Source organism: Streptomyces sp. NPDC001678 (assembly GCF_042892945.1).
Classification (GTDB): domain Bacteria; phylum Actinomycetota; class Actinomycetes; order Streptomycetales; family Streptomycetaceae; genus Streptomyces.
Window position 1 is genome coordinate 411,588 of the sequence record NZ_JBIAUP010000001.1, and the last position, 21,658, is coordinate 433,245.

Annotated in this window: 17 protein-coding genes; 7 read left to right on the forward strand and 10 right to left on the reverse strand. The window is 71.6% G+C overall.

What is annotated here, in order from left to right; all coding sequences use genetic code 11:
• Positions 1-9 precede the first annotated feature (9 nt).
• From ACFYZR_RS01860 to ACFYZR_RS01875, 4 genes are all read right to left on the reverse strand, one after another.
• On the reverse strand, positions 10-1,653 hold the full coding sequence (locus ACFYZR_RS01860; RefSeq protein WP_391903496.1) for a glycoside hydrolase family 13 protein: 1,644 nt from the start codon (positions 1,651-1,653) through the stop codon (positions 10-12).
• A gap of 115 nt (positions 1,654-1,768) precedes the next feature.
• The gene (locus ACFYZR_RS01865) at positions 1,769-2,623 is read right to left on the reverse strand and encodes a sugar ABC transporter permease (protein ID WP_391903500.1); all 855 of its coding nucleotides are present in this window, start codon (positions 2,621-2,623) and stop codon (positions 1,769-1,771) included.
• Positions 2,620-3,564, reverse strand: a complete 945-nt coding sequence (locus ACFYZR_RS01870; RefSeq protein ID WP_391903503.1) for a carbohydrate ABC transporter permease — start codon at positions 3,562-3,564, stop codon at positions 2,620-2,622. Before ACFYZR_RS01870 ends, ACFYZR_RS01865 begins: the two co-directional genes overlap by 4 nt.
• Before the next feature lie 7 nt (positions 3,565-3,571).
• The gene (locus ACFYZR_RS01875) at positions 3,572-4,876 is read right to left on the reverse strand and encodes an extracellular solute-binding protein (protein WP_391903506.1); all 1,305 of its coding nucleotides are present in this window, start codon (positions 4,874-4,876) and stop codon (positions 3,572-3,574) included.
• Between the two features lie 340 nt (positions 4,877-5,216).
• On the opposite strand from ACFYZR_RS01875, the gene ACFYZR_RS01880 reads away from it, so the two are divergent.
• From ACFYZR_RS01880 to ACFYZR_RS01890, 3 genes are all read left to right on the forward strand, one after another.
• Positions 5,217-6,590, forward strand: coding sequence for an alpha-amylase family protein (locus ACFYZR_RS01880; RefSeq protein ID WP_391904336.1), 1,374 nt, complete (start codon positions 5,217-5,219; stop codon positions 6,588-6,590).
• A gap of 86 nt (positions 6,591-6,676) precedes the next feature.
• Positions 6,677-7,042: a MerR family transcriptional regulator gene (locus ACFYZR_RS01885; RefSeq protein WP_391903508.1), complete on the forward strand. Its 366-nt coding sequence runs from the start codon at positions 6,677-6,679 to the stop codon at positions 7,040-7,042.
• Between the two features lie 47 nt (positions 7,043-7,089).
• Positions 7,090-8,106, forward strand: coding sequence for an NADPH:quinone oxidoreductase family protein (locus tag ACFYZR_RS01890; RefSeq protein WP_391903511.1), 1,017 nt, complete (start codon positions 7,090-7,092; stop codon positions 8,104-8,106).
• A gap of 6 nt (positions 8,107-8,112) precedes the next feature.
• Here the strand turns inward: ACFYZR_RS01890 and ACFYZR_RS01895 are convergent, their stop codons facing one another.
• Positions 8,113-11,226 carry a bifunctional [glutamine synthetase] adenylyltransferase/[glutamine synthetase]-adenylyl-L-tyrosine phosphorylase gene (locus ACFYZR_RS01895; RefSeq protein ID WP_391903514.1) on the reverse strand — a complete coding sequence of 1,038 codons (3,114 nt, stop codon included), beginning with the start codon at positions 11,224-11,226 and terminating at the stop codon, positions 8,113-8,115.
• Between the two features lie 37 nt (positions 11,227-11,263).
• Positions 11,264-12,625 (reverse strand): type I glutamate--ammonia ligase, encoded by a 1,362-nt coding sequence (gene glnA, locus ACFYZR_RS01900; protein WP_391903516.1) that lies wholly within the window; start codon positions 12,623-12,625, stop codon positions 11,264-11,266.
• Positions 12,626-12,845: 220 nt separating this feature from the next.
• On the opposite strand from glnA, the gene ACFYZR_RS01905 reads away from it, so the two are divergent.
• Positions 12,846-13,427 carry a Uma2 family endonuclease gene (locus ACFYZR_RS01905; protein WP_391903519.1) on the forward strand — a complete coding sequence of 194 codons (582 nt, stop codon included), beginning with the start codon at positions 12,846-12,848 and terminating at the stop codon, positions 13,425-13,427.
• Positions 13,428-13,447: 20 nt separating this feature from the next.
• Here the strand turns inward: ACFYZR_RS01905 and ACFYZR_RS01910 are convergent, their stop codons facing one another.
• From ACFYZR_RS01910 to ACFYZR_RS01920, 3 genes are all read right to left on the reverse strand, one after another.
• Entirely contained in the window at positions 13,448-13,930 is a 483-nt protein-coding gene (locus tag ACFYZR_RS01910; protein WP_391903522.1) for a hypothetical protein, read from the reverse strand.
• A gap of 116 nt (positions 13,931-14,046) precedes the next feature.
• Positions 14,047-14,889: an alpha/beta fold hydrolase gene (locus ACFYZR_RS01915; RefSeq protein ID WP_391904339.1), complete on the reverse strand. Its 843-nt coding sequence runs from the start codon at positions 14,887-14,889 to the stop codon at positions 14,047-14,049.
• 143 nt (positions 14,890-15,032) lie between these two features.
• Positions 15,033-16,520, reverse strand: a complete 1,488-nt coding sequence (locus ACFYZR_RS01920; protein WP_391903525.1) for an APC family permease — start codon at positions 16,518-16,520, stop codon at positions 15,033-15,035.
• A 172-nt stretch (positions 16,521-16,692) separates the two neighbouring features.
• On the opposite strand from ACFYZR_RS01920, the gene ACFYZR_RS01925 reads away from it, so the two are divergent.
• Both ACFYZR_RS01925 and ACFYZR_RS01930 read left to right on the forward strand, forming a co-directional pair.
• A complete protein-coding gene (locus ACFYZR_RS01925) occupies positions 16,693-17,142 on the forward strand; it encodes a hypothetical protein (protein ID WP_391903528.1) in 450 nt (149 codons plus the stop codon).
• A gap of 86 nt (positions 17,143-17,228) precedes the next feature.
• A complete protein-coding gene (locus ACFYZR_RS01930; RefSeq protein ID WP_391903530.1) occupies positions 17,229-18,836 on the forward strand; it encodes a multicopper oxidase family protein in 1,608 nt (535 codons plus the stop codon).
• Between the two features lie 80 nt (positions 18,837-18,916).
• Here the strand turns inward: ACFYZR_RS01930 and ACFYZR_RS01935 are convergent, their stop codons facing one another.
• The gene (locus ACFYZR_RS01935) at positions 18,917-19,651 is read right to left on the reverse strand and encodes a DUF4234 domain-containing protein (RefSeq protein ID WP_391903533.1); all 735 of its coding nucleotides are present in this window, start codon (positions 19,649-19,651) and stop codon (positions 18,917-18,919) included.
• A 183-nt stretch (positions 19,652-19,834) separates the two neighbouring features.
• On the opposite strand from ACFYZR_RS01935, the gene ACFYZR_RS01940 reads away from it, so the two are divergent.
• Complete coding sequence (locus ACFYZR_RS01940; RefSeq protein ID WP_391903536.1) at positions 19,835-21,586, forward strand: NAD+ synthase; 1,752 nt, start codon at positions 19,835-19,837, stop codon at positions 21,584-21,586.
• Positions 21,587-21,658 lie beyond the last annotated feature (72 nt).

The window sequence follows — 21,658 nt, forward strand, 5'->3', positions numbered from 1 at the left end:
GGTCGCATGTCAGACTGCCCACCACACGCATGAATCCGAGGGGATCCGCACCGTACCGCCCGTGAATTCCAGGGCAGTGCTCGCCAGCACCGGACGGCCCGGCACCGGCAGCGTCACCTCGTCGCCCAGCGTGTTCAGCGTGCACACAAAGCCCGGCCGGGAGAACGCCAGCACCCCCTCCGGGGCGTCCAGCCAGGCCATCTCCCCATCCCCCAGCCCCGGCAGCTCCCGTCGCACGGCCAGCGCCGAGCGGTAGAGCTCCAGCGTGGAGCGCGGGTCCCCCGACTGCGCCTCCACCGACAGCGCCGCCCACGCGGCCGGCTGCGGCAGCCAGCTGCCGCCGGGCCCAAAACCGTACGGGGCCTCCTCGCCCGACCACGGCAGCGGCACCCGGCAGCCGTCGCGCAGCCCGTCCTGGCCGTCGCCCCGGAAGAACGCCGGGTCCTGCCGCACCTCGTCCGGCAGCTCCACGACCTCCGGCAGCCCCAGCTCCTCGCCCTGGTAGACATAGGCCGAGCCCGGCAGCGCCAGCATCAGCAGCGCCGCGGCCCGCGCCCGGCGCAGCCCCAGCTCCGTGTCGCCGGCGCCGTAGCGCGTGGGGTGCCGCACCACGTCGTGGTTGGACAGCACCCACGTCGTGGGCGCCCCCACCGAACGCGTCGCCGCCAGGGAGGCGTCGATGACGGTGCGCATCTCCGCCGCCTCCCAGTCGCAGGTCAGGAACTGGAAGTTGAACGCCTGGTGGAGCTCGTCCGGCCGGACGTACAGGGCCAGCCGCTCCGATGTCGGCGCCCACGCCTCGGCGACGCCGATCCGCTCGCCCGGGTAGGAGTCCAGCAGCCGCCGCCAGGAGCGGTGGATCTCGTGCACCCCGTCCTGGTCGAAGAACGGCAGCACCTGCGCGCCGATCAGCTTGGCCTGCTCGGTGCGGCCGATGTCCGGCAGCCCCGGTGCCTTGACCATGCCGTGCGCCACGTCGATGCGGAAGCCGTCCACGCCCAGGTCCAGCCAGAACCGCAGCACGGACGCGAACTCCTCGCGGACCTCCGGGTTCTCCCAGTTGAGGTCCGGCTGCTCGGACGCGAACAGGTGGAGGTACCACTCGCCGGGCGTGCCGTCCGCGTCCGTCGTACGCGTCCAGGCCGGGCCGCCGAAGACGGATTCCCAGTCGTTCGGCGGGAGTTCCCCGTTCGCACCGGTGCCCGGTCGGAAGTGGTAGCGCTCGCGGGCCGTCCCCCCCGGACGGTCCGCGAGCGCCTCCTCGAACCAGGAGTGCCGGTCCGAGGTGTGGTTGGGCACGATGTCGACGATCACCCGCAGACCCAGCCGGTGCGCCTCCCGTACCAGGTCGTCCGCGTCCGACAGCTGCCCGAACAGCGGGTCCACCGCCCGGTAGTCCGCGACGTCGTAGCCCCCGTCCGCCTGCGGCGAGGCGTAGAACGGCGTCAGCCACAGCGCGTCCACGCCCAGCCCCGCCAGATACGGCAGCCGCTCGCGGATCCCGCGCAGGTCGCCGATGCCGTCGCCGTCGCTGTCGGCGAACGAGCGCACGTACACCTGGTAGATGACGGCGCTGCGCCACCAGCCGTCCGCCGCCCGCGCGGCGTCGTCGGCGGCGTCCGGGCGGACGGAGGGCGCGAGGTCCTGGGTCATGTACGTCCTATCGGTTCGTAGGGTCGCTGGTTGGCTGGCTGGTTCGCCGGTTCGCCGGTTCGCTGTCGGTTCGGGGGTGCGTCTCGGGGGCGCGTCGTACGCGGGCGGGCCGTCGTCAGCCCTTGGTGCCGCCCGCGGTGAGCCCGGCGACCAGGTGCCGCTGGGCGAGGAAGAAGACCACGCCGGCCGGGACGGTGATGAGCACGGCCGCCGCCGTCATCAGCCCCCACTCGGCCTTCTGCTGACCCACGAAGGTCTGGAGGCCCACGGCGAGCGTGTAGTGCTCCTCGCTGCTCATGAACTGGGAGGCGAAGGCGACCTCGCCCCAGGCCGTGATGAAGGAGTAGAACGCGGTGACGGCCAGCCCCGGCCGGGCCAGCGGCACGATCAGCCGCCAGAACGTGCCGAAGGGCGTCAGCCCGTCCACCCGGCCCGCCTCGTCGATCTCGGCGGGGATCGTGTCGAAGTAGCCCTTGAGCATCCACGCGCAGAACGGCACCGAGACCGAGCAGTAGGTGACGATCAGGCCGGCGTAGGAGTCGAGGAGCTCCAGTTCTCCGAGGAGGTTGTAGAGCGGCACGATCAGCACCGCCATCGGGAACATCTGGACGACGAGGAACGTCCACATCAGCGGCCGGTGGCCAGGGAAGCGCATCCGGGAGACGGCGTACCCCGCGCTCGCCGCGACCAGCACGCCCAGCACGGTCGCCCCGAGCGCGACGACCACGGAGTTGCCGAACCACGTCAGGAACTTCGTCTGGCCCAGCACATGGGTGTAGTTGTCCAGGCTGAAGCCCACGAGACGGGTGGGCTCCTGCCAGCCGTCGCGGCCGCGCAGCGAGACGAAGACGACGAACAGCACGGGGAAGAGCGCCACGGCCGAGGCGGCGATCAGCGCGGTGTGGAGCCCGGCCGAGGCCGCCCGGGAGCGCTGGCCGCGAGGCCGGGGGCCGGGGGTGGTGCTCGTCATCGCGAGGCCTCCTGTCGGGCGAGCGTCCGGCGGTAGAAGACGGCGAAGACCAGGAGGAGGGAGAGGATGAGGATCCCGTAGGTCGCCGAGCCCGCGTAGTCGCGGATGCCCTGGAAGGCGAGCCGGTAGGAGTACGTCACCAGGATCTCGCTCTCCGAGCTCGCCCCCTGCCCGATCAGCAGGTAGATGACCTGGAACATGTTGAACGTCCAGATGACGCCCAGCAGGATCACGGTGCCGCTCACCTCGCGCAGCCCCGGCAGCGTCACATGCCGGAACCGCTGCCACGGCGAGGCCCCGTCCATCTCGGCCGCCTCGTGGAGCTCGGCGGGGATCGCCTGGAGCCCGCCCAGGATGGCCACCATCATGAACGGCACGCCCAGCCAGACGTTGACGGCGACCGCCGACACCTTCTGCAGGAAGCTGTCGCCGAGCCAGTCCACCGGGTCCAGGCCCAGCGTGGTCATGAAGGAGTTGAGGACGCCGTACTTCTCGTTGAAGATCAGCCGCCAGGAGAACGTGGCGACGAACGCCGGCACCGCCCAGGGCAGCACCAGCAGCACCCGGTACAGCGTCCGGAACCTCATCTGCCGGTTGAGCAGCAGCGCCAGCCCCAGGCCGATGGTGTAGTGGAGCACCACACAGGACGCCGTCCACACGACCGTCCAGCCCAGCCGCGAGTAGAAGTGGCCCTCCTGGCCGGAGAGCACCTTCCAGTAGTTGTCGAGGCCGACGAACCGGTACGTCGACGGGATGTGGTTGACGCCGATCGTCCGGCCGACGTTGGCCTCGTTGGCGTCGGTGAAGGACAGATAGACGCCCCGTCCCAGCGGATACCCGACGAGGACCGCCAGCACGATGACGACGGGCAGCACCATCGCCCACGCGTACCAGTGCGTGCCGAAGGAGCGCTTGACCCGGGTGACGACTGTGGCAGCCATGGGGGTCCTACTCCTCGACCCCGTAGTCCTTGAGGAGCGCGGACTGCCAGGCCTTGGCCGTGGCCGTCAGGCCCGCCTTGGGCTCCTCCTTGAGCGTCAGGATCTTGGTGTAGTGCTGGAGCCACTCGGTGAAGAGGTCGCCGCCCTGCGGGATCGGGGGCCGCGGGTGGGCCTTGCCCAGCGCCTCGTAGTAGGACTTGCGCACCGGGTCGGCCAGCACGGCCTGGGTGTAGGCCGACTTACGGGTCGGGAGCACACCGATGGCGGTGGAGACGCTCTCCTCCTGGGCGGCCTCGGTCATGAACCGGGTGAAGAGGTAGGAGGCGTCGAAGTTCTTGGACCCGGCGTAGACGACGAGGTTGTGGCCGCCGACCGGGGCGCCCGCCGTACCGGTGGAACCGGCCGGGACGGGGGCGATGCCCAGGTTGTCCCGGGACTTGTAGGCGTCGCCGCCGAAGATCTCCTTGGTCGCCCAGGGACCGTCGACCAGCATCGCCAGCTTGCCGTTCTTGAAGTCCGTCTTGAGGACGTTGTAGCCGTCGGTGCCGGCGGGCTTGGGCGCGGCGCCGGACTTCACCAGGTCGACGGCGGTCTCGATGCCCTTGAGGGAAGCGGCGTTCGCGATGGTGATCTTCTTCTTGGCGGCGTCGACCATGTCGCTCTTCTCGCCGTAGAGGAAGGGCAGCGAGTAGTAGCTGTCGGGGCTCAGACCGATGCCCTCGGCGCCCGTCTTCTCCTTGATCTTCGCGGCCGCCTCCTTCACCTCCTGCCAGTTCGCCGGGGCCTTGTCGACGCCGGCCTTCTGGAAGAGCTCCTTGTTGTAGAGGAGCCCGAGGGTGTCGGTGACCTGGGGGACGCCGTAGGTCTTGCCCTGGTACGCGGCGTTCTTCAGCGGGCCTTCGAGGAAGTCGCCGGTGTTGTCGAGAGCGGGGGTGCCGGTGAGGTCCTTGAGGTAGCCGAGCTGGGCGAAGCCCGGGGTCCAGCCCACATCGGAGCGGAGCACGTCCGGGGCGCCCTTGCCGGTGGCGGCCGCGGTCTTGAACTTCTGCTGCGCCTGGTCGAAGGGGACGTTGACGTAATCGACCTTGATCTTCGGGTACTTCGCCTCGAAGTCCTTGGCCAGCTTCTTGAAGGCCGGCGCCTCATTGGTGGCGTCGGAGGTGTCCCACCAGGTGATGGTGCCGCTCACGGCGCCCGGGTCGTTCGCCGCCTTGGAGCCGTCGCCGCCGTTGTCGCCACCACCACCGCCGCACGCGGTCATGGTCAGGGCCAGCGCACCGACAACGGCGGCGACCGATATGCCTCTTCGCATATGGATGCTCCTCTTCCAGGAGGCCGCCTGAGGGGAGGGCGGCCCGAGCTGAGGAGGAAGCTAACAGGCTGCAATCTCTTGCGAAAGACCTTGCAAGGAGGCAATCGCAAGATTTCGCGGTTGTAACCATCCCGTGTCCGGAGGGTTGACCGGTGCGGTTGGGGCTCGTACGGTCTCGACCGGCAAGCGATTGCACTCGTGCGGGCAACTTTGCTGCAAGAACCTTCATGGAACTTCATGGGCCTTACGGGCAAGGCGGTTTGCCGCGCGGGGTCGTCCACCTCACCGCCACCCACCCCCCACGCCAGGAGACGCCGTGCCCCCCACTCGCATGCCCGGAATCGCCCGAAGAATCCTGACCGTCGCGGCCGCGCTGATCGCGGGAACGGCCGTCTGCGCCCCACAGGCGGCGGCGAGCGCCCCCGGCGAGAAGGACGTCACGGCCGTCCTCTTCGAATGGGACTACAAGTCCGTGGCCCGCGAGTGCGCGAACACCCTCGGGCCCGCCGGCTACGGCTACGTCCAGGTCTCCCCGCCCCAGGAGCACATCCAGGGACCCCAGTGGTGGACGTCCTACCAGCCCGTCGGCTACCGGATCGCCGGCCGGCTCGGCGACCGCGCCGCCTTCACGGAGATGACACGCTCCTGCCACGCGGCGGGCGTGAAGGTCGTCGTCGACGCCGTCGTCAACCACATGGCGGCCGGCACGGGCGTGGGCACGGGCGGCACCTCGTATACGAAGTACGGCTACCCCGGCCTCTACGGCGACACCGACTTCCACACCTGCCGCAAGCCCATCAGCGACTACACCAGCCGCACCGACGTCCAGAACTGCGAACTCGTCGGCCTCGCCGACCTCGACACCGGCAACGACCACGTCCGCACCGCCATCGCCGGCTACCTCGACGACCTGCTGTCGCTGGGCGCCGACGGCTTCCGCATCGACGCCGCCAAGCACATCGCCGCCGACGACCTCGCCGCGATCAAGGCGAAGCTCACCCGCCCCGGCGTCTACTGGAAGCAGGAGACCATCTTCGGCGCGGGCGAGGCCGTCCAGCCCGAGGAATACGTCCGCACCGGAGACGTCCAGGAATTCCGCTACGCCCGCGACCTCAAGCGCGTATTCCAGCGCGAACGGCTGGCCTACCTGAAGAACTACGGCGAGGGCTGGGCCTATCTGCCGAGCGGCCAGGCGTCGGTCTTCGTCGACAACCACGACACCGAGCGCAACGGCGACACCCTCACGTACAAGGACGGTGCGAACTACACGCTGGCGAATGTCTTTATGCTCGCCTGGCCGTACGGCTCGCCCGACATCCACTCCGGCTACGAGTTCACCGACCGCGACGCGGGCCCGCCGCGGGGCGGCGCGGTGGGGGCGTGCTGGCAGGACGGCTGGAAGTGCCAGCACGCGTGGCCGGAGATCCGGAGCATGGTGGGGTTCCGCAACGCGGTGCGGGGGACGCCGGTGACGGGGTGGTGGGACAACGGCTACCAGGCGATCGCCTTCGGGCGGGGCGACAAGGGGTACGTGGTGGTCAACCACGAGGGGTTCGCGCTGAGTCGGACTTTTCAGACGGGGCTGCCGGGTGGGGACTACTGCGACGTGCAGAGCGGGCGCGCGGTGCGCGTCGGGGCGGACGGCACGTTTACGGCGACGGTCGCGCCGAACACGGCGCTGGCGCTGTACGCGGGCGCGCGTGGCTGTGGCTGATGCTGTGACAACAGGCGGGCCCCGTAGCCGTTCTCGTCGCAGCGGGTGCTGGAAGATCGCGGTGCTCCTGGACGTTGGCCGTAGGTATGAAGATCGGCGAGGCTTCCAGAGTCAGCGGTGTGAGTGCGCGCTCGTTGCGGCACTACGAGGACGAGGGCTTGATCGTCCCTGGCCGTTTCAGCAATGGATTCCGTGACTACTGCCAGTCCACCATCGACCGGGTGCTCGTCATCCGCTCGTTGCTGGAGTCCGGGCTGCCCGTGCGGTTGATCAGGGAAATCCTGCCCGGCCTCACCGACGGATCCGGTGCCGGCACCGACGTGGTGTGCGCGGAGTTCCTGCACGAGGTGCGGAGCCATCGCGATCGGCTCGCCGCTCGCATCGCCGTTCTCAGCGACCAGCAGACGGCACTCGACGTCTACCTGCGAGAGGCCCACCGCACAGATCTCTGACGGGCCGCTTGACCTTGACGCAAGTGTCAGATTCCTACGTTCGGTGCATGGAGATCGACAAGCGGCGGAACACCGCCGAGCAGACCGTACGAGCACTGGTCCAGCGGTCGCACCGGGGGCCGGAGGATCTGACCCTCACGACCGATCACCGCCGCCCTGTCCCGGGGCCGGGCGAGTACCTGATCCGCGTCGGCGCCGCCGGGGTCAACTTCGCAGACGTCATGCAGACCCATGGCACCTACGGAGGAGGCCCTCAGGCACCCTATGTGGCGGGCTTCGAGGCCGCCGGCGAGATCGTGGGTGTCGGCCCGGACGTCGAGCGCCCGCTGCGGCTCGGCACCCACGTCGTCGGAGCCGGACCGGGCGCCTTCGCGCAGTACATGACGATGCCGGCCGCAGGCGTGCTTCCCGTGCCGTCCGGCTGGAACGACGCCGAAGCCCTCGGCCTGGTGCTGAACTGGGCCACCGCCTTGGCGGCACTGAAGCCGCTGGGCGAGATCAAGGCAGGTGAGGTGGTCCTCGTACATGCCGCGGCCGGAGGCGTCGGGCAGGCCGCCGTCCGTCTCGCCCGCCACTACGGCGCACGCGTGATCGCCACGGCCTCACCGGAGAAGCACCACACCGTCGAAGCCCTCGGCGCCGACGAGGTACTGGACAGCCGACGCCCTGACCTGGCCGAGGAGATCACCCGCCTGACCGGCGGTGTCGACCTGGTCCTGGAATCAGTGGGACAGGCCACGTTCAAGACCAGCCTGTCCGTCACCAAACCCTTCACCGGACGCGTCGTCGTGTTCGGCGCCGCCTCCGGCGACGCCACTTTGACCACCCACGACCTGGTCTTCACCCACCAGGTCCAGATCAAGGGTCTGCACATCGGTGCACTGGCGGTCGCGGCCCCGTCCCTCTACCAGTCGTTGCTCGTCGAGATCGAGGCCCTCATCGCCCACGGCGTGTACCCGCCCGGCACCCCCCACGTGTATCCCCTGGCCGAGGGGCCGAGGGTGCTCCGGCAACTCGAAGCGGGCCGGACCCAGGGCAAGCTTGCCCTCGATCCCTGGCACTAGGAACGCTCAGCGGGGGCCCGGGCTCCCGTAGAAGAGGTCCTCGACCACCGCCCGCGCCCGCCGCGTCGTACGACGGTAGTCGTCGAGCATCTCCCCGCCGTGCCCCGGCGGATACCCCAGGTACCGCCCCACCGCGGCCAACTCCCGCGCCTCGCCCGGAAACGTGTCGCCGGACCGCCCCCGTACCAGCATCACCGCGTTGCGCACGCTGGTGGCCAGCACCCACGCCTCGTCGAGGATGCGGGCCTCCTCGGCGGTGAGCAGCCCGGCCGCGTGGGCCGCGGCGAGGGCGGCGCGGGTGCGGGTGGTGCGCAGGCCGGGCTCGGCCCAGCCATGCCGCATCTGGAGCAGCTGCACCGTCCACTCCACGTCCGACAACCCACCCCGCCCCAGCTTGGTGTGGGTGGTGGGGTCGGCGCCGCGCGGCAGCCGTTCGGACTCCATCCGGGCCTTGAGCCGGCGGATCTCGCGGACGGCGTCCTCGCCGAGGCCCTCGGCGGGGTAGCGCAGCGGGTCGATCAGCTCGATGAACCGTCGGCCCAGGTCGGGGTCGCCCGCGACGGGCTCGGCGCGCAGCAGGGCCTGGCTCTCCCACACCAGCGACCAGCGCCGGTAGTAGGCGGCGTAGGAGGCGAGGCTGCGGACGATCGGCCCGGACTTGCCCTCGGGCCGCAGGCCGGCGTCGACGAGCAGCGGCGGGTCGGTGGTGGGAAGCTGGAGCAGCCGACGCATCTCCCCGGCGACGGCGAAGGCGGCCTTGGCGGCGTCCTCGTCGGAGACGCCCTCGCGCGGCTCGTGGACGAACAGGACGTCCGCGTCGGAGCCGTAGCCCTGCTCGTGGCCGCCGAAGCGGCCCATGCCGATGACCGCGAACCGAGTGGGCAGGGTGTCGCCCCACTCGCCCCGGACGGCCGCGCGCAGGGCGCCGGCGACGGCGGCGGCGTTGACGTCGGAGACGGCGTCGCCGACGATGCCGGCGCGGGCGGCGTGGTCGTTCCCGGCGGTCTCGGCGGCGCCGCGCGAGCCGGTGCCGTGCTCGCCGGAGGCGTGGGCGCGGGGGGCGGGGCCGGCGTGCCCGTAGGCGCCGATGATGTCGGCGGCCGCGGTGCGGAACAGTTCGCGGCGGCGTACGCCGCGCACGGCGACGATGGCCGCCTCGGGGTCCTCGGCGCGGCCCACGGCGGCGAGGACCTCCTGCTCCAGGGCCTCGCGGCCGCGCGGGCGCAGCCCGCCGGAGTCGCCGAGGAGGGCGACGGCCTCGGGGGCGCGCAGCAGCAGGTCGGGGGCGAGCCGGCCGGCGGAGAGCACCCGGGCGAGGTTCTCGGCGGCGGCGCCCTCGTCGCGCAGCAGCCGCAGGTACCAGGGGGTTCTGCCGAGGGCGTCGGAGACCTTGTGGAAGTTGAGCAGGCCGGCGTCGGGGTCGGCGGAGTCGGCGAACCAGCCCAGCAGCACGGGCAGCAGCGTGCGTTGGATGGCGGCCTTGCGGGTGACGCCGGAGGCGAGGGCCTCCAGATGACGGAGGGCGGCGGCGGGGTCGGCGTAGCCGAGGGCGGCCAGGCGCTGGCCGGCGGCCTTGGGGCTGAGCCGGATCTCGCCGGGTTCCAGCTGGGCGACGGCTTCGAGCAGCGGCCGGTAGAAGAGTTTCTCGTGCAGCCGGCGCACCTCGCGGGCGTGGAGCTTCCACTGCCGGCCGAATTCGGCGACCGGTTCCTTGCCGGGGGCCCATTCGTAGGTACGGGCCAGGGAGCGGCCCAGGCGGCGGAGGTCCGCCTCGCGGTCGGGCACGAGGTGGGTGCGGCGCAGCCGGTGGAGCTGGATGCGGTGCTCCATGGTGCGCAGGAAGCGGTAGGCCTCGCCGAGGGACTTGGCGTCGGCGCGGCCCACGTAGCCGCCGGCGGCGAGGGCGTCGAGCGCGTCGAGGGTGGATCCGGAGCGCAGGGTGGCGTCGCTGCGTCCGTGGACCAACTGGAGGAGCTGGACGGCGAATTCGACGTCTCTCAGTCCGCCGGGGCCGAGTTTGATCTCGCGGTCGACCTGGGCGGCGGGGATGGAGTCGACGACGCGGCGGCGCATCTCCTGGACGTCGGTGACGAAGTTGTCGCGCTCGGCGGCCTGCCAGACGAGGGGGGAGAGGGTGTCGACGTAGTCCTGGCCGAGGGCGAGGTCGCCGGCGACGGGGCGGGCCTTGAGGAGGGCCTGGAACTCCCAGGTCTTGGCCCAGCGCTGGTAGTAGGCGAGATGGCTGGAGAGGGTGCGCACCAGGGGGCCGTTGCGGCCTTCGGGGCGGAGGTTGGCGTCGACGGTCCAGATGGTGCCCTCGGGGGTGACGTCGGAGCAGATCCGCATCATGCGGGAGGCGAGGCGGGTGGCGGAGCGCAGGGCGGTGGCCTCGGCGGTGCCGTCGCGGGCCTCGGCGACGAAGATGACGTCGACGTCGGAGACGTAGTTGAGCTCGCGGCCGCCGCATTTGCCCATGCCGATGACGGCGAGCCGGCAGGCGGCGGCGTCGGCCGGCTGTTCCTCGGTGGCGATGGCGAGGGCGGCGCGGAGGGTGGCGGTGGCCAGGTCGGCGAGTTCGGCGGCGGCCTCGGCGACGTCGGTGCTGCCGCTGACGTCGCGGGCCGCTATGCCGAGGAGGGCGCGCCGGTAGGCGGCGCGCAGGGCGTCGGCGGGGGGCAGCCCGGCCTCCCGGCCCCGGCGGGACCCGTCGGCGAGGGCCCATTCGAATTCGGGAACGGCGGGGTGGAGGTCGGCCGCCTCGAAGCTGTCGAGGGCGTGCCAGTCGCCGGGGTGCCGGGCGAGGTGGTCGCCGAGGGCCTCGGACGTGCCGAGGACGCCCAGCAGCCGGTCGCGCAGCGGCTTGGCGGCGGCGAGGGTGTCGAGCAGGGCCTGCCGGTCGGCGTCGTCGCGGGCGGCGAGGGACTCGGCGAGCCGGACGAGCCCGCGCAGCGCGAGATCGGGGTCGGCCGTGGCGCCGAGGGCGTCGAGCAGCACCGGGCCGGCGCCCAGGGACCCCAGCGCGGGGGTCCCCAGGAGCCGCTCGGCCTCGGGCACGGCGGTGAACCCGCAGCGCAGCAGCCGGCTGTAGGTACTGCTGCGGCGCCCGTCGGGCACGGTCATCGCCGGTCCTCTCGCCTGTGGTGCGGGGTGGCCGGGGTCAGAGCACCGGCAGCATCTTGCGCAGCTCGAACGCGGTCACTTCCGACCGGTACTCCTCCCATTCCTGCTTCTTGTTGCGCAGGAAGAAGTCGAAGACGTGCTCGCCGAGGGTCTCGGCGACCAGTTCGCTGCGTTCCATCAGCTCGATGGCCTCACCGAGGTTCTGCGGCAGCGGCTCGATCCCCATGGCCCGGCGCTCGGCGTCGGACAGCGCCCACACGTCGTCGTCGGCGCCCGCGGGGAGTTCGTACCCCTCCTCGATGCCCTTGAGACCCGCCGCGAGGAGGACGGCGTAGGTCAGGTAGGGGTTGGCGCCGGAGTCGATGGAGCGGACCTCGACCCGGGTGGAGCCGGTCTTGCCGGGCTTGTACATGGGCACGCGGATGAGCGCGGAGCGGTTGTTGTGGCCCCAGCAGATGTACGAGGGGGCCTCGCCGCCGGCGCCGGCGGTGCGCTGGGAGCCGCCCCAGATGCGCTTGTAGGAGTTGACCCACTGGTTGGTGACGGCGGAGATCTCGCCCGCGTGCTTCAGCAGTCCGGCGATGAAGGACTTGCCGACCTTGGACAGCTGGTACTCGGCACCGGACTCGTGGAAGGCGTTGCGGTCGCCCTCGAAGAGGGAGAGGTGGGTGTGCATGCCGGAGCCCGGGAACTCCGAGAAGGGCTTGGGCATGAACGTGGCGTGGACGCCCTGCTCCAGCGCCACCTGCTTCATCACGATGCGGAAGGTCATGATGTTGTCGGCGGTGGAGAGCGCGTCGGCGTAGCGCAGGTCGATCTCCTGCTGGCCGGGGGCGCCCTCGTGGTGGCTGAACTCGACCGAGATGCCCATGGATTCGAGCATGGTGATGGCCTGGCGGCGGAAGTCCATGCCGACGCCGGTGGGCGTGTGGTCGAAGTAGCCGGAGGAGTCGGCGGGCTGGGGGCGGGTGCCGTCGACGGGCTTGTCCTTGAGCAGGAAGAACTCGATCTCGGGGTGGGTGTAGAAGGTGAACCCGAGGTCGGAGGTCTTGGCCAGGATGCGCTTGAGGACGTAGCGCGGGTCGGCGTACGACGGGGACCCGTCCGGCATCAGGATGTCGCAGAACATCCGGGCGGTGCCGGGTGCCTCGGCGCGCCACGGCAGGATCTGGAAGGTGCCCGGATCCGGCTTGGCGATCATGTCCGATTCGTATACCCGCGCGAAGCCCTCGATCGCCGAGCCGTCGAAGCCGATGCCCTCGTCGAAGGCCTGCTCCAGCTCGGCGGGGGCCACGGCCACGGACTTCAGGTAGCCGAGGACGTCGGTGAACCACAGCCGGACGAACCGGATGTCGCGCTCTTCGAGCGTGCGGAGCACGAACTCCTGCTGCTTATCCATAGCTACCTATCCTTGCAGGTCAGACGGCTCGTTCACCGGGTGCGGGCACGGGCTGGACCTTGAGTATCACGTCCCCGGGTTACCTGTGGGTTTCCGGACGACGCCGCTTCCCCTTCGGCTTCCCGAGTGCATCGTACTTATGCCCATATGAAAAGTGCTGCTGATCGCATACCGGTACGTAGTCCGCTATCGTCCGAGACGGAGCGAGGGAGGACGCCTGATGACCGCGATTTCCGACCGGCCGCAGATGCTGCCCGAGGAGTTCGAGGAGTTCGCGCGCCTGGCCGCCCGCACCGTGGAGGGCGTGCGCCTGGAGTTCATCAACGGGAAGCTGGGGGTCAAGCCCGTGCCGGACGGCGACCACGGCCGCATCATCCAGTGGCTGTTGCGTATCTGCATCCAGGCCCGTCCGGAGCTGTTCCTGCACGAGCAGGGGCTGAAGCTCCCCGCCTACCGCAAGGGGAATGCCCGCCCGGACGGCACTCTCGCGCCCAGCGACGCCTTCGTCGGTCAGGGGGAGTGGGCCTCGGTCGAGGGCGTGCTCATGGTCGTGGAGGTCACCTCCTACGACTCGGACACCGACCGGCGCGACCGCTCCGAGAAGCCCCGTGCCTACGCCGAGGCCGGGATCCCGGTGTATCTCCTGATCGACCGGGACACCTGCGAGGTCGTCGTGTACAGCGACCCCGACGGTGTCCGCTACGAGCAGGTTCGAATCGTCCCCTTCGGCAAGCCGCTGGCCCTCCCCGACCCGGTCGGTATCGAGCTGGACACCGAGCCCCTCAAGGACTGGGTGCGCTGAGCCGGCCCCCGTGCGGCCCGTCAGACGCCGCCCGCCCGCGCCAGTTCCCACTCGTGTTCCGGGCCGTCGCCGCCCGGTAGCACCATTCGGAGGCCGTACGCGCCCTCGCCCACCCGGTGGCCCACGTGGACGGCGAGTTTGTCGGCGGTGGAGTGTTTGTGGCTGAGGAGGGCGCGGCCGGTCCAGTTCCAGCGTTGGTCGCGGCCGGCGGGGGTGGCGAGGCGGCGGAGGGCCGGGCCGTGGCCGGAGGGGCCGAGGAGGAGGGTGAGGACCCGGGGGACGTACTCCTCGGCGTCGGCGGCGAGGGTGACGATCCCGGTGTCCGCGTCGATGTGCCAGGCGCAGTGCCGCGCGGAGACGGTGGCGCGGTCGCGGACGTCGACGAAGCCCTCGGTGGCGTGCCCGCAGAGGACGTAGCGGGGATCGTTCCGCCACCGGACGACGTACCGGGCGCCCCGGTCCAGCGCGCCGGTGAAGGGGGTCTCGTGGTGTTCCGGGATCACGTGGGTGCTCCTTCACCGCGGCGGTGCGTTCCGCCGCCCACCCTCGCGCACCCGCCCGCCCCGCACCCGCCGGCCGCCGCCGACCGGGTGGTCGGGCGTGGTCGGGCCCGTATGAATCAGGCCCGTATGAACGGGGTCGCCAGCACGGCCGCCGCGATGGCCTGCGGGCGGTCGTACATCAGCAGGTGGCCGGCCGGGGCGACGGCCTCGAAGCGGCCGTCGAGGCGGTCGGCGAGGGCGCGCTGACGCTCCAGCCAGCGGCGTTCCTCGGCGGAGCCGGTGCCCGGGGAGGCGGCGAGGACGGTGACGGGGACGGGCGGCAGGCCGTGGTGGGCGCGCAGGTCCTCGAGTTCGGCGGCGACGTCGCGGTAGCGGGCGTTCTCCATGACGATGGCGCGCGCCACGCGCGCGGTGCCGTATGTCCGGCGCACCAGGTCCTCGTCCGCGGGGTCGTGGCGGGTGACGGAGGCGGCGCGGACGGCGAGGCGGCGCAGGGCCGGTCCGAGGGCGCGCGGCAGCCCGGTGGCGGCGAGGGCCCGGCCGCGTACCCGGGCGGCGGCGGTGCGCAGTTCACGGCCGGGCACGGGCCGGGCGTCCGGTACGACGCTGGCGTCGACGAGGACGAGCCCGGTCGTGCGCTCCGGGTACATCCGGGCGTAGGCCTCGGCGTGGAAGCCGGCCAGGGAGTGGCCGACGACCGTGGCCGGGCCCGGCAGGCCGAGCGCGTCGAGGACTCCCGTCATCCGGGCGGCCTCGGCGGCGGCGGTCGGGGGTTCCAGCGGCGCGGCGCTGAAGCCCAGCCCGGGTCGGTCGAAGCGGACGACCGTGCGGTGCGGGGTGAGCAGGGGGACGACCGGCTCCCAGTCGAACCAGCCCATGCCGAGGCCGGCGCTGAGGACGCACACGGGCCCCGAGCCCTCGCGCAGCACGTGCAGGGGCACACCGCCGACCCGCAGCATCCGGCCCGGTGGCCGCCCCGGCGGCTGTCCCGGTGGCCGTTCCGTGCCGTGCGTACCGCCGCCCGTAGCGCTCATCGAGTCCCCCTCGGTCCGTCCCCGCCGGCCGACGTCGTCGTTGGCCGGCTTCGGAGAGCACGGACAAGCTACTCGACGGGGGTGGTCTCCTGATGCCCGGCCGTCACCCAGTGCGGCTTGCGCAGGGCGAGGAAGGCCAGCGGCACGAGGAAGCCGAGCGTGAGCAGCCCGCCGCCGACGATGAGCAGATAGCGCCACAGCGGCTGGCCGCCGAACTGCTCCGGCGGTACGAAGCCGATGAACATGGCCCCCACGGAGGCGGCGAAGCCGACGCCGGCGACGAGGCCCAGGGCCGGGACCTTGAAGCCGCGCGGCTGGTCGGGACGGGTGCGGCGCAGCCGGAGGGCGGCGGCGAACATCAGCAGGTAGACGACGAGGTAGATCTGCGTCGTGACCACCGAGAAGATCCAGTAGGCGCTGGAGACATCGGGGATGAAGGCGTAGAGCAGGGCGATCAGCGTGGTCAGGGCGCCCTGGGCGACCATGATGTTGCGCGGGACGCCGTTCTTGTTGAGCTTCTGGAGGGCGGGCGGCAGATAGCCCTCCTGGCGGGCGACCATCAGCAGGCCCCGGGACGGTCCGGCCAGCCAGGTGAGCATCCCGCCGAGCGCCGCGGCGACGAGCAGGACGCCGACGACCTTGGTCAGCCAGCCCACGTGGAAGTGGTCGAAGAAGCCCTGGAATGCCTGCATCACACCGGCCGTCAGGCTGAGGTCCTTGCCCGGCATCACCCAGCTGATGGCCAGCGCGGGCAGGATGAAGATCAGCAGAACGAGTCCGGTGGCGGCGAAGACCGAGCGCGGGTACTCCTTGCCGGGCTCGCGCAGCGAGGAGACGTGCACGGCGTTCATCTCCATGCCCGCGTACGACAGGAAGTTGCCCACGATCAGCACGAGGCTGGCGAGCCCGGTCCACGGCGGGAGGACGTGGCCGCCGTCCATGGGCGCGGCCGACGGATTGCCCTGGGCGAGGAAGACCATGCCCAGGACGACGAGCACGACGCCCGGGATCAGGGTGCCGACGACCAGGCCGACGCTGGAGAGCCCGGCCACGGCCTTCGTACCGCGCGCGGAGATCAGCACCCCGGCCCAGTACACGACGACGATGACGAGCGCGACGTAGAGGCCGTTGTTCGCGAGGGACGGGTCGATGACGTAGGCGAAGGTGCTCGCCACATAGGCCAGCAGGCTGGGGTAGTACGCGATGGTCATCGCGAACTGGCACCAGACGGCGAGGAATCCGAGCCGCTTGCCCAGGCCCTCGCTCACCCACCGGTAGATGCCGCCCGTCCAGCCGGAGGCCAGCTCGGCCGAGACCAGGGCGGTCGGCAGCAGGAAGACGACGGCGGGGAGGAGGTAGAGGAAGACGGCGGCGAGGCCGTAGAGGGCCATGGAGGGGGCCGGGCGGAGGTTGGCCACGGAGGCCGTGGTCATCATCGCGAGGGTCGCCCACGAGATGAACTGCGTACGGGTGGCGGTGGCTCCGGCGGCATCGGCTCCGGTGGCGGGGGCAGCCGTGGGGGGACGTTCGTCCCGGACCTGTTCCGTGATGGTCATTGTTGGGGAGAGCGTCCTTCAGGGCGTGCGTCAAGGGTTTTCGTCCCATAATCGGGGCTTCGCGCCGCCGTTCGCACATCCGGCCCTGTCGCCCGCCCCTCCGCCCGCCTGGAGGGCCGATACCCCGTGGGGGTAGGGTGCCCGGAGGTCAACGGGCTTGTGGAGGCGGGCGATGCACGGACGGCGGAGGGTCGCCGCGTGGTGCGGCCGGCTGCTGCTGTTCGCCGCGTTGCTGCTCGGCATCGTGACGATGCACACACTCGGGCACCCACGTGACCACGCGCAGACCGTCGCGCATGCGATGCCGGGTGCGCACGCGTCCGCGCCGACGCCGACGGTCGCGCCGACGTCGACAATCGCGCCGGACGACCACTTCTCCGGGCCCACCGCCTCCACCGCCCACGGCGGCGGTCACGGCGGCATGGACCCGCTGTCCGTCTGCCTCGCCGTGCTCGGCGCGGGCTGGGCCGCGGCCTTCCTGCTCTCCCTCGCCGCCTTCTTCCGCGACCGGTCCGGTACGGGCCCGGTGGCCGCCCGCGCGTGGTTCTCGCGCGCCCTGTGGCCGATCCCGCCCCCACCACGGCACAAGGCCCTCGCCCGGTTGTCGGTGCTGCGCGTATAGGGGCGCGTTCCGCTGCCCGCCTCGTCGGCGGCAGCGCACGCGCTCGTCATCACGCACACCCACCGACACCACAGAGGTGCACTCCCATGCGCACAACCACCCGCCGCGCCGTGCTCGGCGCGGGGATCGCCGCTGCCGGAAGCGGACTGCTGGCCGCCTGCTCGAAGGGCACCGGCGACGGCCCTTCCCCCTCCACTTCCTCCGCCGACACCGCCGACACCGCCGGATTCGTCTCCCCCGACGGCCGCGAGGTGGCCGCCGCCGAGGCCCGGCGCGGCACGGGCCCGGTCCGCCGGGTGCGGCTCACCGCGACCCCCGCGCGGCTGGACCTGGGAGGCGGCCGTACCGTCGCGAGCTGGGCGTACGGCGACGCGCTGCCCGGCCGGGAGGTCCGTGTCACGGCCGGTGACACCCTCGCGCTCACCCTCGCCAACCACCTGCCCGTGCCCACGTCCGTGCACTGGCACGGGCTGGCGCTGCGCAACGACATGGACGGCGTCCCGGGGCTGACGCAGCGCCCGGTCGCGGCGGGGGCGTCGCACGACTACCGCTTCACGGTCGCGCACCCGGGCACGTACTGGCTGCACCCGCACTCCGGCACCCAGCAGGACCGGGGGCTGTACGCGCCGCTGATCGTCGAGGACCCGAAGGAGCCGCTGGCGTACGACAAGGAGTGGGTCGTCGTGCTCGACGACTGGGTCGACGGGGTCGACGGCAGCACTCCGGACGCGGTGCTCGCGGAGCTCGCCAAGGGCATGGACATGGGCGGCATGGACCACGGCGGGGGACACGACATGCCTGGTATGTCGCACATGTCGATGACGTCCACAGGCCAGGCCGCCGCCTCCTCCCCCTCCCCCGCCGGACCGCCCCGGATGCTGATGGGCGCCACCAGCGACGTCCTCGGCGGTGACGCCGGCGATGTCGCCTACCCCTACTACCTGGTCAACGGGCGGACGCCGGAGAATCCGGAGACCTTCACCGCGAAGCCCGGCGACCGGGTCCGGATCCGGCTGATCAACGCGGGCGGTGACACCGCCTTCCGCGTCGCCCTCGGCGATCACCGGATGACCATCACCCATACGGATGGTTTCCCCGTCGAGCACATACAGACGGACGCGCTCCTGCTCGGTATGGGAGAGCGCTATGACGTCCTGGTGGAGGTCAAGGACGGCGTCTTCCCGCTGACCGCCCTGGCCGAGGGCAAGAAGCGCACCGCGCTGGCCCTGCTGCGGACGGGCGGCGGCTCGGCGCCCGGGGCGGACGTACGCCCCCGGGAGCTGGAGAGCACCCCGCTGACCGCGGACCGGCTGAAGGCCGCCGGCGGCGTCGCGCTCGAGGAACGCCGGCCGGACCGCACGATCACGCTGAAGCTGACGGGCTCCATGGCGAAGTACGACTGGGCGATCAACGGGCGGACGTACTCGCCCTCGTACCGCCATCCGGTGGCGGCGGGCGAGCGGGTCCGGCTCGCCTTCGTCAACGCCACCACGATGTGGCACCCCATGCATCTGCACGGGCACACGTTCGCGCTGCCGGGCGGCGGGGCGCGCAAGGACACGGCCATCGTGCTGCCGGGCAAGCGACTGGAAGTCGACTTCGACGCGGACAACCCGGGGCTGTGGATGATCCACTGCCACAACGTCTACCACGCGGAGTCGGGGATGATGACGGTCCTCGGCTACCGCGCGTAGCGGAAAGACGGAAAAGGGGAGGGTCCACGCCGGGCCCTCCCCCTCTACCGCCCTCTACCGGCGCACCGGCTTCACCCGGATCAGACCGCCAGCGGCACCTGGGTGCCGGGCGCGGTCCCCCGGTAGTGGTCGACGACCTTGTTGAGCTCGCTCTGGTAGTACAGCGGCCACAGGCCGAAGAGGAAGATCAGCAGCAGGCCGAGACCGCCGCTGCAGCTGGGCTGGAGACCGGCCGCGCGCTGGGCGTCGGCTATGCGCCTGCCGGTGTTGTAGATGGACACGAACGGCGGGATCAGCAGGATGCCGCCGAACAGGAGGGTGAGCAGGCTGCCGCCCGGGCTGATCTTGCGACGGCTGTCGAACTCCGCCATCTCCTTGTGGATCTTGTAGTACCAGACCAGGGTGTAGATCCCGAGGGTGATGATCGGCAGGCCCAGCCAGACGCCGAAGACGTTGCGGCGCTTCATGGCCAGGCCGTAGTGGGCCGAGCCCTGCGGCTGGCCGTAGGGGGCCGGGGGCTGGGCGGCGGGCGGGTAGCCGTAGCCGGACTGCCGGCCGTAGGGCTGAGGCTGACCACCATAGGGCTGCTGGTCCCCGTAGGGCGACTGGCCGCCGTACGCCTGCTGACCGCCGTAGGGCTGCTGCTGACCGCCGTACGGCTGCTGGCCACCGTAAGGCTGCTGCCCGCCATAGGGCTGCTGCGGCTGACCGCCCTGATACGGGCCGGGGGCGCCCTGGGGAGCGGGCGCGGCCGGAGGGTAGGGGCCGTTCCCGGAAGGCTGCGGACCCCACTGCGGCGGCGGCTGCGTGCTCAACGGATCTCCTTGGCGTCAATGCTGACAAGACATCACGAAAACCCACGGCAGGACACCCCATGGGCAGATCGCGCAGCTTGTCACAAGATCACATTCCGTGGCCAGATCCACACACTTCCGTCCCGGCCCCCCGTGGCGGCCCTCACACCACATCGCGTCAGTCAGACGATTACACTGAGGCGCGTGGCTCAACTTCGTCTCGCCCTGAACCAGATCGACTCCCGCGTCGGCGACATCGCCGGGAACGCCGAGCGGATCGTCCACTGGACCCGGCGCTCCGCCGAGCAGGGCGCCCATCTGGTGGCGTTTCCCGAGATGGCGCTGACGGGATACCCCGTCGAGGACCTCGCCCTGCGTTCCTCCTTCGTCACGGCCAGCCGGGACGCGCTGCGCGCGCTGGCCGCCCGCCTCCAGGCCGAGGGCCTGGGCGAGCTCCCCGTGATCGTCGGCTATCTGGACCGCAGCGAGGAGGCCCGGCCGCGGCTGGGCCGCCCCGCCGGGGCCCCGCGCAACGCCGGCGCCGTCCTCCACCGGGGCGAGGCCGTGCTGACCTACGCCAAGCACCACCTGCCGAACTACGGCGTCTTCGACGAGTTCCGCTACTTCGTGCCCGGCGAGACGATGCCGGTGCTGCGCGTCCACGGTGTGGACGTGGCGCTGGCCATCTGCGAGGACCTCTGGCAGGAGGGCGGCCGCGTGCCCGCCGCGCGCTCCGCCGGGGCCGGGCTGCTGCTCTCCATCAACGCCTCCCCCTACGAGCGCGAGAAGGACGACACCCGCCTCGACCTGGTGCGCAAGCGCGCCCAGGAGGCCGGCTGCGTCACCGCCTACCTCGCGACCACCGGCGGCCAGGACGAGCTGGTCTTCGACGGCGACTCGATCGTCGTCGACCGCGACGGCGAGGTCATCGCCCGCGCCCCGCAGTTCGAGGAGACCTGCCTCGTCCTCGACCTGGACCTGCCGGCCGCCCCGGCGGCGGCCCCCTCGGGCGTCGTCGACGACGGCCTGCGCATCGAGCACGTCACGATCGGAGCCGACCCCCTCCCCGCCTACGAGCCGGAGCTCACCGGCGGCCTCGCCCCCCACCTGGGCGACGACGAGGAGGTCTACAAGGCGCTGGTCACGGGCCTGCGGGCGTACGTGGAGAAGAACGGCTTCCGCAGCGTCCTCATCGGTCTGTCCGGCGGCATCGACTCGGCGCTGGTCGCCGCCATCGCCTGCGACGCGGTCGGCGCGGACAACGTGTACGGCGTGGCCATGCCCTCCCGCTACTCCTCCGACCACTCGATCGCCGACGCCGAGGAGCTCGCCCGCCGGACGGGCCTCCACTTCCGGACCGTGCCGATCGCCCCGATGTTCGACGCGTACATGGGCTCGCTGGGCCTCACCGGCCTCGCCGAGGAGAACCTCCAGTCCCGGCTGCGCGGCACGATGCTGATGGCCGTCTCCAACCAGGAGGGCCACATCGTCCTGGCCCCGGGCAACAAGTCCGAGCTGGCCTGCGGCTACTCCACGCTCTACGGCGACTCGGTCGGCGCGTACGGCCCGATCAAGGACGTCTACAAGACCGGTATCTTCCGCCTCGCCAAGTGGCGCAACCAGGCGGCGGCCGAGCGCGGCGAGACCCCGCCGATCCCGGAGAACTCCATCACCAAGCCCCCGAGCGCCGAGCTGCGCCCCGGCCAGGTGGACACCGACTCCCTCCCGGACTACGACGTCCTCGACCGGATCCTGGAGCTCTACGTCGACCGCGACCGGGGCCGCGCCGACATCGTCGCGGCGGGCTACGACCCGGAGCTCGTCACCCGCATCCTGCGGCTGGTCGACACGGCGGAGTACAAGCGCCGCCAGTACCCGCCGGGCACGAAGATCTCCGCGAAGGGCTTCGGCAAGGACCGCCGCCTCCCCATCACCAACGGCTGGCGCGAGGCCTGATCCGCGTCAGCGGCCGGAGGGCCCACGGCAGCGCGCCGTGGGCCCTCCGGCCGAAAACCGTGAGGCCTTGAG